General features: G+C 65.9%; 10 protein-coding genes and 1 pseudogene. 2 read left to right on the top strand and 9 right to left on the bottom strand.

Annotation, left to right across the window (positions count from 1 at the left end; translation table 11 throughout):
- Window positions 1-157: 157 nt before the first annotated feature.
- The 9 genes and pseudogenes from G6038_RS14835 to G6038_RS14790 form a co-directional block, all read right to left on the bottom strand.
- Window positions 158-976 (bottom strand): SDR family oxidoreductase, encoded by an 819-nt coding sequence (locus tag G6038_RS14835; RefSeq protein ID WP_165038647.1) that lies wholly within the window; start codon window positions 974-976, stop codon window positions 158-160.
- Between the two features lie 5 nt (window positions 977-981).
- Window positions 982-2,208, bottom strand: coding sequence for an acyl-CoA dehydrogenase family protein (locus tag G6038_RS14830; protein ID WP_165038611.1), 1,227 nt, complete (start codon window positions 2,206-2,208; stop codon window positions 982-984).
- Window positions 2,209-2,380: 172 nt separating this feature from the next.
- Window positions 2,381-3,529, bottom strand: a complete 1,149-nt coding sequence (locus G6038_RS14825; protein WP_165038610.1) for an acetyl-CoA C-acetyltransferase — start codon at window positions 3,527-3,529, stop codon at window positions 2,381-2,383.
- A gap of 449 nt (window positions 3,530-3,978) precedes the next feature.
- Window positions 3,979-5,148: an amidohydrolase family protein gene (locus G6038_RS14820; protein WP_165038609.1), complete on the bottom strand. Its 1,170-nt coding sequence runs from the start codon at window positions 5,146-5,148 to the stop codon at window positions 3,979-3,981.
- A 4,696-nt stretch (window positions 5,149-9,844) separates the two neighbouring features.
- Window positions 9,845-10,708, bottom strand: a complete 864-nt coding sequence (locus G6038_RS14810) for a tyrosine-type recombinase/integrase (protein WP_165038607.1) — start codon at window positions 10,706-10,708, stop codon at window positions 9,845-9,847.
- 1,520 nt (window positions 10,709-12,228) lie between these two features.
- Window positions 12,229-14,163, bottom strand: coding sequence for a cutinase family protein (locus tag G6038_RS14805; RefSeq protein WP_165038606.1), 1,935 nt, complete (start codon window positions 14,161-14,163; stop codon window positions 12,229-12,231).
- 400 nt (window positions 14,164-14,563) lie between these two features.
- Window positions 14,564-15,119 (bottom strand): annotated as a pseudogene (locus G6038_RS32100) (hypothetical protein); the annotation flags it as partial.
- Window positions 15,064-15,606 (bottom strand): ImmA/IrrE family metallo-endopeptidase, encoded by a 543-nt coding sequence (locus tag G6038_RS14795; RefSeq protein WP_346772822.1) that lies wholly within the window; start codon window positions 15,604-15,606, stop codon window positions 15,064-15,066. The gene G6038_RS14795 and the pseudogene G6038_RS32100, both read right to left, overlap by 56 nt.
- 155 nt (window positions 15,607-15,761) lie before the next feature.
- Entirely contained in the window at window positions 15,762-16,106 is a 345-nt protein-coding gene (locus G6038_RS14790; protein ID WP_165038604.1) for a helix-turn-helix transcriptional regulator, read from the bottom strand.
- 271 nt (window positions 16,107-16,377) lie between these two features.
- Between G6038_RS14790 and G6038_RS14785 the strand changes: the two genes are divergently transcribed.
- Window positions 16,378-16,977 (top strand): DNA-binding protein, encoded by a 600-nt coding sequence (locus G6038_RS14785; RefSeq protein WP_165038603.1) that lies wholly within the window; start codon window positions 16,378-16,380, stop codon window positions 16,975-16,977.
- 7 nt (window positions 16,978-16,984) lie between these two features.
- A partial coding sequence (locus G6038_RS14780; protein ID WP_206024745.1) for an RES family NAD+ phosphorylase occupies window positions 16,985-17,576 on the top strand: 592 nt, incomplete at its 3' end.

The following is a 17,576-nucleotide window of genomic DNA, read 5'->3' as shown; positions in this document are numbered from 1 at the left end:
ACTCACTCTCGTGCTCGTGTAATGCCGCCCGATACCTATGGCCTTGGTGAACACACCATTTGGGGCACCGTTGGGTGGTCAACCGACATCGCCTCTTGCGGACACAACCCCGGAGGGTAATAGAACGCCACACCGTCCGCTCTGTGGAACCGCTGCTCTACAGGTTCTCGGCATGGGCAGTATTCATCATCTGAAAGTTTCGAACGTCACCCAAGCGCTGGCCGCCATCGATCACCATCGTCTCACCGGTGATCCAGGAAGCCGCGTCTGATGCTAGGAAGGCGATGGCCGCTGCTACATCCTCTGGTTCACCAATGCGCCCTGATGGAGTCGACGCAGCGACCTCGGCCTCGTGTTCCGCCCAGAGCGCCTCAGCTAGTTTCGTGCGTACCACTCCCGGCGCGACCGAGTTGACCCTGACCGCCGGTGCAAGCTCGATTGCAAGCTGCTTGGTGAGGTAAATGAGCGCTGCCTTCGAAAGGTTGTACATGCCGATTCCTGGGGATTGCGCAAACCCACCGATCGATGAGGTGTTGATGACCACGCCTCCGCTGTCTGCCATGGAGGCAGCGACGGCGATCTTGGTCCATAGAATCGGCGCCCACAGATTTACGTCCATCGTCTTAACGAACCTGGCGCGGTCCTGCTCGATTACAGGCCCGTAGGCCGGATTTGTCCCTGCATTGTTGACGAGGATGTCCAGCGAACCGAAGCGCTCGATAGTCGCCATGATGCAGCGCCGGGCCTGGTCCTCGTCAGCAGCATGAGCAGCGAAGCCCACGACTGTGCCGCCCGGGGCGACAATCCGCCCCGCCGCCGCATCCGCCGACTCCTGGCTGCGGGAGGTGAGCACAACGTTCGCCCCAGCCGACGCCAATGCTTGGGCGGTCGCAAATCCGATACCTCGCGATGCGCCAGTGACGATTGCAGTCCGCCCGCTCAGGTCGCCACCAGGCTTCGTTTGCTTGTCACGCAACGTAATCACAATCCTTCCGACCGGAGTGCCACATACTGTTTCAACTCGCGGCGAGCGATAGCGCGCTTGTGCACTTCGTCCGGGCCATCGGCCAAACGCAAAGTCCTGATGTGGGCGTAGGCCATCGCAAGTGGAAAGTCGCCAGTAACCCCGGCTGCGCCATGCACTTGAATCGCGCGATCGATTATCTTGAGCGCAATCGAGGGAGCCGCTACCTTGATTGCCGCGATTTCAGTCTGCGCAGCCTTGTTGCCGACAGTGTCCATCAGATGAGCTGCCTTCAGCGTTAACAACCGAATCATCTCGATTTCAATGCGGGCCTCAGCAATCCAGTCCTGGATGTTGGCGTTGTCCGCGAGCGGCTTACCGAAGGTCACACGCGACTGGGCACGCCGACAGAGCAGCTCCAATGCTCGCTCAGCCATGCCGATCGTACGCATGCAGTGATGAATGCGACCGGGGCCGAGTCGTGCTTGGCTGATCGCAAATCCTTCGCCCTCGCCTTTAAGGACGTCTTCGATGGGTACCCTGACGTTGTCGAATCGAATCTCGGGGTGGCCCTCGCGATCGCGGTATCCGAAGACGCTGAGGTCTCGAACAATCGTGACTCCCGGTGCATCTGCAGGAACGACCATCATCGACTGCTGTCGGTGGGGAGGCGCAGTCGGATCGGTCTTACCCATGACGATCAGAACCTCGAGGTTCTTGTGCATCGCGTTGGACGCGAACCACTTACGCCCATTGAGCACATATTCGTCACCGTCACGAACCATTGAAAGCTCGACGTTTGTTGCGTCCGCGCTCGCTACTCCGGGCTCAGTCATGGCAAAGGCGGACGCGATCTTGCCGTCCAGGAGAGGCTTTAGGTACTTCGTGCTGTGCTCGGCGGTACCGAAGAGTTCCAGTACCTCCATGTTTCCGGTATCTGGCGCGTTGCAGTTGCATGCCTCCGACGCGATGTGACTCCGACCCATGATCTCCGCCAAAGGCGCGTATTCGAGATTCGTCAGTCCAGCGCCTGTTTCCGGGTGCGGATGGAACAAGTTCCACAGACCACGTCGACGAGCCTCGACCTTCAAATCCTCGAGGATCGGAGGCTGGAAGTGCGGGTCACCCGACTCCAGCATCTGCTGCTCATAGACAGCTTCAGCCGGATACACATGGGCGTCCATGAACGACAACAATTCGTCTTGTAACTGCTGAGCGCGCGGGGAGGTCTCAAAGAAGGACACGAGTGCTCCTGGGTCTGGCAATTTGGTCGCCGGCGCTGCAGGTGAACCCTCACGGCGGCAACTGGTCGATTTCAGATAGAAACTGTTATGTAGGCACGTCTAGGTTCGGCACCGGCTGGCTGTGACGTAATGGATCGCCGCCCACGGTGGCCCCGATCCGGAACGCCCGGCCCTAGAGCGACTCGACGACGGTGGCGTTTGCCATGCCACCGCCCTCACACATCGTCTGTAGGCCGAAGCGCCCACCCGTTCGGCGCAAGTTGTGAACCAGGGTGGTCATCAATCGTGCGCCGGTTGCACCGAGAGGGTGCCCGAGCGAGATTGCGCCCCCTAGAGGATTGACCCTGGCAGGGTCAGCGCCCATCTGCTTCTGCCAAGCAAGCACTACGGAGGCAAAGGCCTCGTTGACTTCGAAGTGGTCGATCTCATCAATCCCCAGACCCGAACTCTTGAGGACCTTCTCGGTAGCGGGAATTGGTCCGGTCAGCATTCTGATCGGGTCCGACCCGACGACTGCCAAGCTGTGAACCCGAGCGAGCGGCGTCAGGCTATGCTCTCGCACGGCCCGCTCGGAGGCGATCAGCATTGCCGCCGCCCCGTCGGAGATCTGACTCGACACAGCCGCAGTCAAGAGGCCGTCCTCCGCGAGCGGCCTCAGTCCTGCCATTCGCTCGAGAGTCGTGTCCGGTCGAGGGCATTCGTCACGAACCATTCCGAATACTTCGGCGATCTCGGCATCGAAAGCCCCATCGTCCTGTGCCGCAGTCGCGCGCTGGTGGCTGCCGAGCGCAAAACGCTCCATGTCCTCACGCGAAATCTGCCACTCACTGGCAATCAGCTCAGCTCCCCGGAACTGGGAAACCTCCTGATCCCCATACTGCTCCTGCCAGCCAGCGCCGCCGTACGGACTACCCATTCCAGCCTCGTCGCCGACAGACGCCGGGCTGCCGATCGGAACCAGGCTCATCACCTCAACGCCGCCGGCTACCACTAGATCGGCAAAGCCAGAACGCACAGCCTGAGCAGCGAAGTGCACGGCTTGCTGAGATGATCCGCACTGCCGGTCGAGCGTTGTGCCGGGAACGTGCTCGGGAAGCCCGGCAGAGAGCCACGCGGTCCGAGCAATATTGCTGGATTGCGCACCGATCTGGCAGACGCAGCCAAAATACACATCGTCGACCGCTGCTGGATCGGCACTCGTGCGCTCAAGCAGCGCACGAAGAATCTCAGCACCGAGGTCGGCTGGGTGTACGGCACTGAGGGCGCCATTGCGGCGGCCTACGGGGGTACGGACCGCTCCCACAATGAATGCGTCGGACACGATTTGCTCCTTACTGGTCGGATCGGCGCATGCTCACGCGGAGGCGCACCGTGCTGCTATTGCGTTCAGGTCCGTAGGGCTGTCCCCAACACTGCGTCTACCCGGCCGGACCAGGCGGCGTTGAGGAGCGGATGAGATGGCGTCCGTTCGGAGCCTGCCGACTCGTTGTTGAATATCCCGCGGGTCGTTTGCCGCTCGCCTCGGATCGATGACGGTTCCCGCGACAGTAAGTCGGCAACTGAGCTCACAGGAGATCTCCACATATCCGGCGACGTCCGGCGTCGCGGGGCGAACGCCCGAGAACAGAGTCCGGCAGCGAAGATTGAGCCTGTTCCCCCAATGCCAGTTGGATCAGGCGTAGGAGGAACAGGACTCATTCCTGCAAGGCGATGGGTACGGTCGGCCGACCTGAGCCCTCGCCCCACCGTCCCGTTTCGCGAGGCGGCTGTCTACAGGTTGTAGATCCGCGCGGCGTTGTCGTGGACGAGCTTCGCGATCGTTTCGTCAGGGAATCCGCCGAGCGACTCCACCATGAAGTCGAGTGGATTCTGGGCGACCGATGCCGGACCCGGAGACATGCTCGTCGGATGGGGATAGTCGGTCTCATAGAGGAAGTTGTCAGGTCCGAGAATTTCGATCGCGGCCTTGGCGGACTCCTTCTCGAACCAGAAGCAGCCGTAGATCTGGCGCTTGAAGTACTCGCTCGGGAGATCCCAGTCGGGGTGATCGCGCCGCACACCACTGTTCATGAACTGCCAGTCCATCGCTTCGAGCAACGCCGGGATCCACCCGATTCCGCTCTCAACCGAGACGAAGTTGAGTCGAGGGAACCGGTGACAGATTCCGGAGAAGATGAGGCCAGCGATCGTCCTCACGTTGCCCTGGAAGTTCATCGTAGTGGTCCACGCGTAGCCAGCGTGCTCACCATTCTCGGGCAGGCCGTAGTTGGTGATTTTTCCCGACCCGATGTGGAAGTTCACCGGCAGCCCGAGGTCCTGGGCTTGAGCCCACAGCGGGTCCCAGTGCTTGTGATCGAGAGGCGGTAGCCCGAAATTGTCGGGTTGCTGAGTCATGACGATTCCCTTGTGGCCCAGGGCGGCCGCGCGATCGATCTCCTTGCGGGTCTCATCCAGATCCCAGAAGGGCAGCGTCATGACGGGGATGTACCGGCTGCGATCGGTTGAAGAGAAGTCAACCAGAAAGTCGTTGTAGGCCTTCGTGCAATCCACAGCGAACTGCTGGTCGACAGACATTCCGAGGTAGTCAGCTGCGGCGAACACACCGACATTTGGGTACAGGATGGCGGCGTGAACCCCGTATTCGTCCATTTTCTTCAGTCGAAGCGCAGGATCAATCTGGTCCCCGGGGATGTCCGCCATCCGGATGGGATGCAGAGGCGCGTAGTCGTCGAACCCGGCCATGGCGGGGAGTCCGACCGGATAGATCGGCTTGTCGCCGACGTACCACTGCTCCTCGCCAATTACCGGATCCCACTTGACGTGAGGGATCAAATTGCCCCACTTCTTTGCTGACAGGCGTGAAGTCCATAGATCGGCGGGCTCGATCACATGCGTGTCCGCGTCAATGACCTTGAGGGCTTTGAACCCGGTTGCGTCCATTGGCCGGTCCCTTCTCGTTGGAGTCTTCGGCGTGAGGCCGTTGTGTCCAACATCTAATCATTGCTAGGATAGCAATACAAGGGGTTACTTGATCGCAATGTTGAACCGCTGAGGTGGGTGACATGGGAGATCGAGCTCCCCGCACGATCGACGAAAGAAGCGGCGAACAGGCACTCGCGGTCCAGAGGATCCCGTTGTCGCCTAGGTGATGGCGCTCCGGGGGAATTCGACCATTTCTGAGGACCTCGGTTGCGGGTGAGGCGCAACCCCAACAGCGAAGGTGGCGAGCTGATGTATATGAGAGCGCCAGTCGGTACCCGTGGAAACCCGACCGCGTTTATGCGGCAATGTGTCTCGACACTCACGAACTCGAACGACGATCGGATGCACTACTCCGACCACCGCCCGGATCCACACGGGACACCGCCACCACACTCGAAAAACCGTAACGTCGCTGAAACGCAGGTTCTCGAACTCGAATCGAGTGCTCATGCGCGGTTGCTTGTGGCATCAGCGACCGGCATAGTGCGGCTCCGGACGAAAATGGCAGCGGCGGCGGAGCCGGGTCCCTCCGTCGATGTCGGGGCAGTCGAGGTCACGAAGACCCTGCTCCGCAAGAGGGTGGGGCGGACAGACGGCGGGTTATCGGGCAGTATCAGTACCGCGTTCCGTGCCCTCTTCCCGTGGCTGACCATCTTTACCCGTGACGACCACATGAACGGTTCCGGCAACGAGCACACCAGCAGCCAATCCGGTCATTCTGCTCTTTGTAGGCCCCAGCCTTGCCCGTACACCTCGACGGCGAGATCGGGCACATCGGACACATCGAAGGTTCGAGAAACACGATGTCCAGCAACCTCATTCCGAGGTTTGCAGTCAACTGGCACATCTCGTTCGCGTGGGTCCATTGTCAGCGCCACACTCCAGGGATCATCGACGATTTTGCATCGGCACCCGTGTGGCCATATTTCCTTACCCGGCAGCTGCGAACTCGATGATCCCCTCGACAACACACCATCGCTATGGGGAGTAGCGGAAATTGTGCCGACTCGACTCGGACTACCGGAACACGTACACCGACTCCGGTACTGCCCCACACTCCATCAGGCCATAGCGCAGCTCGACCGCTATACAACGAATGGCAACCCCCGACCACATATCCCCTATGCAGTCATCCACCGTAGCGGTCTCGGCCAGCGCTGGAGAGCCGTGCACATACCGAACGTCGAATGACGCCTCCGACGACTCTGGACGATCGCCACATCGGTTAACCTTTCGCTCGAGGAAATGACGTATCCGATAGACAGACAGGACTGCGTGGGGCGCCAGGCCGATTGTCGACCGTCACGTCGATGACTTCACCGCTGCGCCTGATACCCCTCAGGCTCGACTGGTCTGGCCCCTCCCCCACCGAACACGGGTCCGGGACCGCCAGCGGCTCAACGCGACTCCGATTCCTCACGTATCGCATGATCACGGCCCGAAGTGCCGCAGTTCAAGGAAAAAGCGGTGGTGCAGACTACCCTGGCGCCCGTAGAGCATCGGCCGGGGCACTGGGTGAACAGTTGAGGGCTCACCCGTCCGTGGCCGGGCACCTCCGGCAGTGCGTCGACGACCGCCACACCCGCGATCAAGTCATCGATGCCGCGCGCGGCCGTAGTGGGAACCTCAGCTCGTCTGAGGACACGACCGGCACCGGAATCGTTGGAGCCGGACCCCGTGGGCGCGAGAGCTCCCAGCGTTCACCAGCGCGGCAACGAGGGCACCTCGAGTGACCCGGTCGTCGTCAGCCTGCCCCGGCCCGGCCATCGCAACAGCGTGGTTGCGCACCAGCCCGCAATCGATCTCCCCGCTGCTCAATGCTCCCTGGCGATGTCCCACGTGAAACAAGCCGCTGGCGTGAGGGAGACGAATACTGCCATCCCCTTCCCACCGTGGTGCCGTTTGCGTACCGCCTCCGAGTTATCGCGGGTGGGTACCGCGATGTCCGCAGTCCCCACACCACCTCCGGCGGACGGCGAGGTTATGGGACCCGGGACCTCATGCGGCGCGTCCGATCTGCAGGGTGAGCCAGTCCGCGACTACGCGGTGGCGGTGCGGCCGGCCGCGACGAACCCGACCGCACCGGCTCCCATCTCAGGGCCGGGCGGATGCCGGGCGTACTGCGCGGACACCGACGCCAAAAGGCAGGTGTTCCGTGTATTTGACCTGTAAACCCTTACAGTCGAACTCATGGCCAATGCTGCCTATCGGCCACCGGCCGAGCCGCCATCGGTCCACTTGCATTCTCTGATGGGGACGGAGCGAGGGGGATTCTTGTGTACGGTTGCGCGCGTTGAGGAGCGGAAGCCTCCCGCTGCTGAAGCACGCCACAATCGTCAACCGGCACAGGGTTACCCACGGTAAGGGCCGATGCATCAAGGGCGATTTCGGCGCGACACCCTCACCGCCTCGTACACAACTTCCGCACCGATCCGACTTGACAACTGCAACTTCGGCATTCACCGAGACAGCGGACGGCTGTGTACACCACCACTCGCTTCGCGTGCCATCAAGATATTTCAAATACCTATGGCGCCAAACGAAATAGCTTGGTATCTTTTAGGAACTGCTCCGCACCCCTGCTGGGGCAGTAGACCACTCCCCCACGTGTCCGATGAAGAGTGGTCGAGTCCTGCTCCACCCCCTGCGGAGCAGGGCCAAGGCCCTGCCGGGTGCGGCGCATGCCCCCGGCAGGGCCTATTCCCTGTCGGCTCTGAGTGTGGAATGCCTCCTACCTGCGGCGGGTCGCGCTGTGCCGCCGCATCCCGGAAAGTACATCGATCATGTGAAACACATGATCGATGTGTAGTACAGGTGTTATATTGTTTCGCGGCTGCTGCGGCTCTCCTACCTGCGCAACTGGTAAACTGTTAGGGTCGGCTTCCCATACGGGGATATCCGCCCTCTGAGCCCGGCGCATCCACGCCGCGGTGCCGAGACTCGCACCGAAGAACGGATCGGCCGCAAAGCGGAGCGCCGCTGTATCGGACGAATCCACACCAATTCCGCAGAGCCGAAAGATGATCAGCGCTCGCTGAGTCGACAGCAGATAAGCTATTCTACGTCGAGTGGCCGCACCGGAAGCACGTCGACGCCGGAAGCCATTTCACTCATGAACATTCGCGCGTCTTCCGGAAGTGAAGACGTCTCCTCGGTACCACATATGGGTCACTTCCAAAGGCCCACGGTCGTCGTGCCTGGTCCGCACAGCGAACAGGACTGGCGAGCCAATCGGCACCTCAAGTTCGCGAGCAACGAAGAAGTCTGCCAAACGAGCACAGATAAGTTGGTCCCCCTCTATGACCTTGAATCCCCGCTACTGGAGAAATCCCGCCATGTCGCCTACTTCAAGCGTCATTTCGTGTAAGACCAACGCCGCCAGGTGGTTTGTGAGATATAGTTTCGCAAGAATGCCGACACCTATCCCTGAAGACGACACATGCCGACGCTCCGTCGTGGAGGTAATCGAAGTGGTCGCCGGGAGGAAAGACCACGTGCCCGCCATCGGTATGGATTTCTCCGATGCGAACCCACGCCGGATCACCGCCCGGACCGAACTCTGGTCGGTCCCCGCGAAAGATTTTGCTCGACCAAATCGCTGATCCTCTTGGGGCCACCGCGGTAGCGCTTCGGGTGTTACTCAGAGGCTACGGGCCCGGCGGGCATGGCGCCCCCGCGGGCCCAGCCCGACCTCGAATTCGACCTCTTGCCCGTCCCGAAAGGCGCGGTGGCCGCATTCGATGTCGGTGTGAGCCGAGACGCCGGGATCGCGTTCGTTCGATCGTGGACCGGACGTGGCCCCTCGATGCGTCGTGCGTGGGCGTGGCAGAGTCCTTCCCGGCGACCGGCCCGGCGACGGGCACGACTGTGCCGGTGTCGCAGCGGACAAGGGGTGTGGGGACATGTCCACACAGGTCGAGACGCTGCTCAGTATTCTGCGGCTTGCGGTCGGAATCGGCGGCTCATTCTGCGTTCTCACGGGAATCGCAATCACGGCGCACCAGGAGACGAGCCGGGCACCGATTCGCGGCCCGAGGAGAACACCTGCGACGTCCCGGCAACGAAGGACACCGTCGACAACCTGAGTCTTCTACCGACCGCCCTGCCGGAGGAGGGGCCCACTCGGTCACGACCTCGCGGCACCCTCTGACCGGGACACTCTTTCTCCCCTAACACAAAGGCACCCTGCCCAGGGTGTAGGCAGGGTGCCCTGCCTCGGGTAGATGCGCGCGGCTACCCGAGCCCGGCCCGCAGGGGATATGACGGGCCGTGGACATCGTGGCGGACGGAAAACCCGTTCGACCTCGGCGACGATACCTTTCGGCTCGGCCCGGGCGCGGAATATGGTGTAGCACCTGCTCGGCGGTACCGCGAAGTTGCGCCAGTCGTGCCGCGGCGCGTGTTGAGCTGCGCGCGGATGGCGGTGATTCGTCCGGGCGCTGCGAGGCCGGCTCGGTCGTGGAAGTAGTTGATCGCCGAGACCCGGCAGATCTGCGTGTGGGATGTGGCGGGGTTTTCGTGGAGGAATTGGGCGAGCGTCACGGGTTCGGCCGGTAGGGCCGTCAGATCTGCTGCACTGCACCAGTCTTCGAAGAGTGACCAGTCGTACCGGTAACGTTGCGGGGCGTGGCGGCCGCTCGGGGCAGGCATGGTGTCACAGGCCGATCTCGGTGACGGCGTTGGTCGCTGCCGGCGTCGGGAGGTAGGTGTTGAGCATGGCGGTGCTGACATGCCCGGTTTGCTGCATGATCGCGTGAATGTCGGCGCCGTTGCGCAGGGCCTGCGCGATGAATCCCGCACGCAGGCTGTGTCCGCCGAGTCGGGCGACGATGGCGTCGTCGTAGCCGGCGTTGTGCGCGCGTCGGCGGATCATGGCTTGGATGGCTGAGCCGGAGAGCGCGGTGGCACTGAGGTTGCCGTTCTTGCGGATCGGTCGGAAGACCGGCACGTGGGGGTGGTGTGGTTTCGGCAGCGGCCTCGAGCAGAGGTGGTCGTCGAATGGTGCCGGGTGGCGAAGTAGGCGGATCACTCCCGGGCGCCCGGTGCTGTCCCATGCCTTGACCACGTGGAGCCATCGTGCGTATGCGCACGGCGGACAGGTCTCGTGGTTGTCCGTAGGTGGCAGGAACGCGGTGGGGATGCGGTCGTCGTGCTGTCCGGTCGCGCGCGTCACGTGGATGTGCAAGCCCTTGGGGCGGTTCGTGGTGACGTCGGCGACACGGAGTGTTTCGAGGTCGGAGCGACGGAGGGCACCGGCGAATCCTATGAGCAGTAGGGCGCTGTCGCGGCGCTCTGTGACGTGGGAGGCCCATCCGGTGCACGTGTTGCGCGTGGCGGTCAGGATGGTGGTGAGGTCCTCCACGAGCAGGGGTGCGGTGCGGCGGGACCGTTGGGGAGAGGAGGGTGTCGGGCTGCTGGGGAGGGCGGCCAGGGCGGTCTTGACGCGTGGGTCCGTTCCGGGGGGAGCGTATCCGGCGCGGCGATGGGCGTGGTTGATTGCGGCGACCCATCGGGTCAAGGTGGCGTGGGAGTATCGGCGTCCGTGTCGTGTCGTGCTGTGGGTGGCCGTGTCGGCCAGGTAGGTCGCGATCGTGTCCGGCTCGGCGGGTAGGGCGCGGCGGTGGGTGTGGTGGCACCACTGCTCGAATCGGTCCCAGTCTGCGGAATAGGCGCGCTGTGTGTTGCCGACGGGGGTACTGAAGATGGGTGAGGATTCAGGGATCCGGTGGAACGCGGTGAGCTGGTGCGGACCGGTGCAGAGGACGATCCAGGCGAGGACACCGCGTGCTCCCCTCTCGGCAGGTGAATCGATTGCCGCGCGAAGAATATCGCAGGTGCCTGCGGCACCTCGGGCTCCGAAGAGTCAGGCGGCGAGTTGGCCGCGGACGTTCCATATTCGCTGCGCGAAGACGTGGTGCGGGGTTCATGGGTCGGGCAGGAGACCATGTCTCATGGGGACGGATCCGGCGACGAGGACGAGGACCGCGTGACACCACTATCCGGGACTCAACTCGCCACTTGGACAGGACGGGGATGAAGGTGCGACGCTTCCCCTATTCCATATGGGAACTTATACCCCATATGGGGAAGAGGCCTGTAGTTCACCCTACCTGCACCTCTTGCTCACCGAAGACACAGAGCCCCCTCGGATAGGCCACCGCGAGGCGACCGCCACAGTATCACCGGGCCACGCCGCACCACCGACGCCGCCGTCACCCCCGGAACCCACCTCCTACCGCTGCGATTCCGGCGAGGGCGACGACCAGGCACGCCGCAGCGGAGATCTGACACAAGGGCAGGCAGCCGGAGGCGCCCCCGGTGGCGAGCCGAGGGAAGGCACGGGCCACTCGGCCGCCTCGTGCACCTTCACAAGTTCTGCCCAGCGGTCGCGCCACCCCAGGTTGTTCTTGGTCGGTTCCGATCCCCCATCACAGCGGCGACGGGACCCCGTTGGCCGGCTTCTCTTCGCTCGCCGGCGGGCCCCTCACTCGGCGCTGCCCGGGCGGCCCGGTAATCGAACTCCCGCTCATCGTCGCCAGCCCGAGTGCGCTGGCTCCGTCACGAACTGCATCTGAGCAACGCTGCGCTCGATCATCGCGAGGGGCGACGTCACGTCGTCGGTCCCGCCGGCCTCCCTCACCGAGTGGGAGTTCCCTCGGTGCTCCTGCATACCCTTCCGCACTCCCGGACCCGACAGGCAGGCAATGGATGAATTTCGTCACTGTGACATGAACATCGGACGGAGTTCCCTCCGGTGCAGTCTCGGCTCCACCGGCGTCCTTCGTCGGCGCGCCAAGATCCTCGACCGGCGCGTCGCCGTGCGCGGCATGTTCGCCGACGAACCCGAACGCCACCACGCGACCGCCCTTTTCCCGCCTCCGGCACCCAACCACCCCTACCTCGCCGCAACCCTTCCCTCACCCATATGGTCCCCTATATCCCCTATGGGTTATAGGTCCGAGCATGATCCGAATTCGCCGACGACAGAACTTCTCCCGCGTTCCGGGATTGCGGGGTGGTGGGTGCGGAGGTGCTGGTTCAGGCGGCACGGGCGATCTGCAGGGTGAGCCAATCCGCCAGCCAGGTCAGGGCGGTGCGGCCGGCGTTGTCGACGACGAGGGAGTCGTACTCGGTGTGCGCCCCGGAGGTGAAGAAGCGTGCGGCGTCGAGTCCCTCGTCGACCAGCGCCCTCAGGTCCTCGGCGCCGTCGGATTCGTCCAGGGCGGTCAGGGACCCGGACAGCGCCGGCAGATCCAGATTCGGGGCGGGGGTGGCGGGCCCCGTCGCGGTGGCCCGGGTGCCCGGCAGCGCGGGCGGGGTCGCGGTGGCGGTGCCGGTGCCGGTGCCGGTGCCGGTGAGCATGGTCCCCGCCACCGCCGTGAGCTCGAGCCCGACCGGCAGCAGGCCGGTCATCACCGCTCCCGCCCCGATCGGGTCGGGTGCCTGGCCGGGTGGTGGGAAGAGCTTTTCCACGGCGGTCCAGGCGATCTCCTGGATCTGCCCGACCAGCTCGGCGAGCCGGAGGAGGTCCACCTGGGCCAGGATCGAGGCCACCAGCGCGGCGATCCGGGCGGCCCCGGACGGGTCCGGGAGGGCCGTGAGGACTTGCGCCACCCACTCGAGGTCGACTTCGGCGGCCATGGTGACCAGCGGGGCGAACTGGTTGTTCAGCTCCCCCGCGATCCGGTGGGCGCTGCGGGCGTCGAGCGCGGCGACCTTCTGCGGCAACACGGTCAGGTTGTGCAGGATGCCGGGGAGGTCGAGGGCGGTGATCCCGGTGGCCACGGTGAGGACCTGCTCGATCACCACGGTCGGCTTGAGCACCGCCAGCACCCGTGGGGCGGCGGTCAGCGCCTCGGTGGGGGTGGCGGCGAGCGGCGACAGGGTCTGCCCCTCGGTCGAGGCGGCGGGCACGGTGGTGGTGCCGGAGTGCAGGAGCGTGGTGGCGGTGTCCGCGATCGTGGTGGCGGCGGTCAGGGCCCCGGTCAAGTCGGATCGACGGGCACCGTCGAGGACCTGCGCGGCGCTGTGCGCGGCACTGCCGGGGGCCGCGGCGGCGAGCCGCCCGGTGGCGGCCGGGTGGGCGGCGCCGGAGGCGAGCAGGTCGGCCAGCGGCGCGAGGGTGCCCCGCACCGTGGTGGCGGTGTCGGCGACCTGCGCCGCGTCGATCGTCGGGGCGGACAGCTGCCGGCCGAGGGCCTCGACCTGCGCGGCGAGGGCGGGCAGGTCCGCGTGGGAGAAGTCGGAGGTCAGCGCGGCGGTGAGCTGGGTGTGGTCGCCGGTCTGCCGGTCGGCGGTCGGGGCGGCGGGGGTCTTGCTCAGCAGGGTGCCGAGTGCGCCGAGCAGCGGATTGTCGGCCGTGTCGAGCGCGCAGTACAGATCGTTCGGGGCGCAGATCGAGGCCACCTTCCCGGACAGGGCGCCCATCCCGTGGGGGCGGGGGCCGGCGATCCCGGCCCCGGGAGTCTGCGGGCCGACGGCGGCGACGCCGGCGGTGCCGGCGCCGGGGTCGGCGAGCAGTCCGACGGCAAGGACCCGCTCCGGCGGGATCGGGCCCCGGCCGTGGCCGATGGCGGCGGCGAGATCACCGGCGGCGTCGGCGCCCTGCGAGTAGCCGGTGAGCGTGAACCTGGTGCTGGGGCACCGTTCGGCGGTGGCGGACAGAACGTGTTCGGCCCTGGTGAAGGCGTCGGCCTTGCTGTCGGCGTAGGTGTGGCCGTGGTCGAAGGCCCGCGCCAGGTAGGGCAGGGTGTAGACCTCGGCGGCGGCGCCGTGGGCGCGCTGCAGGGCCTCGGCGACGGGGGCGAGCATGCCCACCGGGCGGGTCGGGTCGGCGTGTTCGTCGGTCTCCCAGGTGCCGGGGATCAGCAGGTTGAACGTCGCCGCGCAGCCGGCCGGCGCGGCGTGCGCGAGCGCCGGCACGGTCACGGCGATGGAGCCGGTGGCGGCCGCACCGGCGACCAGCACAGCCACCACGCCTTGGGTTTTCGAACGTCTGGGGGGCACCGAGCACCTCGTTGTTGGCGGTAGGGACGCAAACGCTCTCGCCCGCCGGCGCGGCTCGCGGCGACCCGCGTCCGTGCTCGGTGTGCGGTTCACCGAAAGCGCCCCGGCGGTGAGGTGCCCACCCTGGCCGATCTCGAGCGCCGAGTTCAACTGTTCGGGGTGCGGCTCGCCCAGCCGTCCCGGCCTGGTGGTGCTGGGCGCAGGACACGTCCCCCTGGATGATCCCCGGCAACCTCCCGATCACAGTCTTTCTGGGTGGTCCGGCGCGGTTCCTCCGGCGTCCCTGACAATCTGTCCGGTTGCCGAGGACCGAGCCAGCGGGCGGGCGGCGGGGCACCGGGTCCGGTGGACGAACCGGAGGTCGGCTCCAGTCGATGTGGATGTTCTCGATCGCCTCGAAGTGGAAGCCGAACTCGTCGCCGTAGACGTCGAACCCCTTGTTCTCCGGATACTCCAACGTGGCATGCCGCTCGGGGAGCGCCACCACCCGGCCGTGCTCGTCGTTCGCCAACGCCGCCGCCACCGCCTCCGATTCGGCCACGGTGAACGGCGCCTCGGAATTGGCGAAATCCAGGGTGCGGGTGCGGAAGTCGTAACCGGCCTCGGAACCGTTGCGCACCCCCGACCCGGCCGGTGACCCGGATCGTGGCCCGCTTCGGCGTGCCGTCCGGCCGCAGCACCCCCGCCCGGCGCATCGTGTCCTGCGCCCGGGCCGCCCGCAGCGTGCCGGCGGCATCGTTGCGCAACTCGTTGGTCGTGCCGGAGCGGTAACGCGACACCGCCGACGGGGTACGGCCGATCCGCTGCGCCACCGCCGCCACTGCCCCGAGTCGTGCGATCGCCGCACGACGCTGCGCGAGCTCATGGCTATCGGCATGCGGGATGCGTCCTTGCTGCACCCAGCGGCGCAGGGTGCGCCGAGACCACATTCTCGACATATCCCTCGATCGCCCGGGCCAGCAGCCTCTGTGGGGCCCGACGGGTACCGGACTGAGCCCGCAACGCCTCGTAGTGATCGATCCATCCGAAACGGGCGGCCACCTCCGCCGTGGTCGTCGCCATCCAGGTGGACTTGGTCTCCGTGTCGATACACCCGCCCTGGTGCATCGCAATCGCCGCCATCGCCGGCGACACCCCGAACAGCTGAACGATTCGCGACAGCGCCCCCACCGCGGCCGGATGCTCACCGACCACCTCCCTCACCCCCTCGACGGGAACGAGCAGGTGCCGCGCGAACGCGTCCGCACGGATCTCGTGACGGTGGCGCCGAGCGGTACTCGTATGCGGGTCGTCGGTCCAGTCCTCGAACACCACGTGCGCCAACTCGTGGGCCAAGGTGCTGCGTTGCCGCATCGGATGCCGCGTGCGAGCCACCGCAATGAACACCAGACCTCGCGCACGGTCCCGCATGCTCAGGCCGTGCTCGTCCGGTCCGACATCGACAACCGCAACATCGTTCCCGGTCGTCTGCTCGATCAGGGCCACCACATCCCCGAGCGGCTGGGTCCCGAGGTGATGGGTCCGACGGAACTCAACGGCCGCGCGGCGTCCCTCCGCCTCCGCGTTCACGCACCGAGCCCGATGCCCCGGTCCTCGAGATAGGCATCCAGCTCGAGAAAGTGCCACAGCTGCCGACACACCCGGTCCATCTCCGCGCCATTGGTGGAACGGGCCGCGCACTGGACCCGAGCGGCGACGGTGGACGCTCCGGTCAACTCCGCCAGAGTGCAACCGGTCGCCACCGCGATCGCCACCAGCTCGTTCGCCTTCGCAGCCCGCGTGCCGGCCCTGATGCGGGAGAACGTGGGCTGGGAGATACCGGCCCTTTCGGCCAACTGCCGATGACTCTTGATCCCGGCGGCGAGCCACGCCTGCTCGATCCGCCCGGCGGTCGAGGGTGCACTCCTCACATCCCCTCCTCGCTGACCGACATCATGACCTCGGGGCACGTCGCCGTGTCCCGACTCGAATCCGCAGCCGCCCCGCTCCGCATGCCAGTGCTCGTCCGCGCCCCGACCACATCGCCCCGCCGCTGCACAACAGATCCACCCGGTCGACCGGTGCGAGCAGGCGTTCGCCGATGCCGTGCCGGAGCGGGCTTCGGTGGGCGCCCCGGGCACTCCCCTACTCACCTCGCTAACAGTGCGATAGACTGTTAGTGGCTGTTAGGAGGTGGTCGGGGTGACCGAGGTGGAAGACCGCTACCTGGCCGGTGACGTCGACTTCGAAAGCGCCGCCGCCGCCGCACTCGACACCCCCAGCATCGATCGCCGCGATCTGCTGCCCCTGCTGCGCGCGCTGCGGGCCGCCAAGCACCCCGCCGCATCCCTGGCCACCCACGACGCCGACCTGCTCGACGCCGGCGGCGCACCCGAATCACCCCTCGCCCTGGCCACCGCCGTCGCCGACCGGACCGCACGGATGCGCCGCCTGCTCGACAGCGCCCTGACCGTCGAGCAGGCCGCCGAACGACTCGGCGGGGTCGGCCCCTCCCGCGTCCGCCAGCGCGTCGGCGACCGCAGCCTGTGGGCGCTCAAGCGAGCGAACCGACTGCTGCTCCCCGCCGTGCAGTTCACCGACGACGGCCCGGTGCCCGGCCTCGACGCCGTCCTGCAGGCCCTGCCCGAGACCATGGCGCCCCTGTCGATCCACGGTCTGCTCACCACGCCGCAACCGTCCCTTCTCGTCGACGGTGCCCCGACCTCGGTGGTCGACTGGCTGCTCACCGGCGGCGCCGTCGAGGACGCCCTGTCGGTCGTCGACCAGTACCTGGCGGCCTGAGCCGCCGATGCCCCCAGCACTGCCCCACCCGCCGGGCGTGGAGGCGCTCCGCGCGGCCGGGATCACCCCCGACGAATACCTGATCCTCGACACCGACACGATCGTCTGGCGGGTGCACCCCACCAGCGGCGACCACGTCCTGCCGTGGAACACCCTGCGCACCTTCGGTCCGGTCCTGCGGTTCGACCCGCACCCGATGCCGCGCCGGGACCACGCCCGCCACGGGGTCTGGTACGGCGCCGCCGAGGTGCCCGGTGCGTTGGCCGAGGCGTTCCAGACCACCCGGGTGATCGATACCCACACCCGTGTCCCCTACCTGACCGCCGTGCGGTTCACCCGACCCCTGCACCTGCTCGACGTCGCCGCCCACGGACCCGGCCGATGGCCCACGCGCGTCGGAGCGAACTTCGCGCTCTCGACCGCAGCACACGGCATCGCCCAGCACTGGGCGCGCACCATCCGCGCCGCCCACCCGGATCTCGACGGGCTCGCCTACCGAGGCCGGTTCGCCGGTGGACTGTGCGTCGCCCTCTTCCCGCCCGCCGCCCAGGCGTTCCCGGATCAGCCCGAGATGACCATCCCCCTCGACCACCCGGGAT

The sequence above is a fragment of the Rhodococcus sp. 14C212 genome (assembly GCF_011058195.1).
Classification (GTDB): Bacteria; Actinomycetota; Actinomycetes; order Mycobacteriales; family Mycobacteriaceae; genus Rhodococcus; species Rhodococcus aetherivorans.
Note: the sequence above shows the minus strand (reverse complement) of the source record. Positions and strands in the feature narration are given on the sequence as shown.

Bases quoted from the DNA above. Each gene is read 5' to 3' on its own strand.
- G6038_RS14795 (WP_346772822.1), bottom strand. From the start codon at position 15,606: ATGCGGGACCGTGCGCGAGGTCTGGTGTTCATTGCGGTGGCTCGCACG.
- G6038_RS14820 (WP_165038609.1), bottom strand. From the start codon at position 5,148: ATGGACGCAACCGGGTTCAAAGCCCTCAAGGTCATTGACGCGGACACG.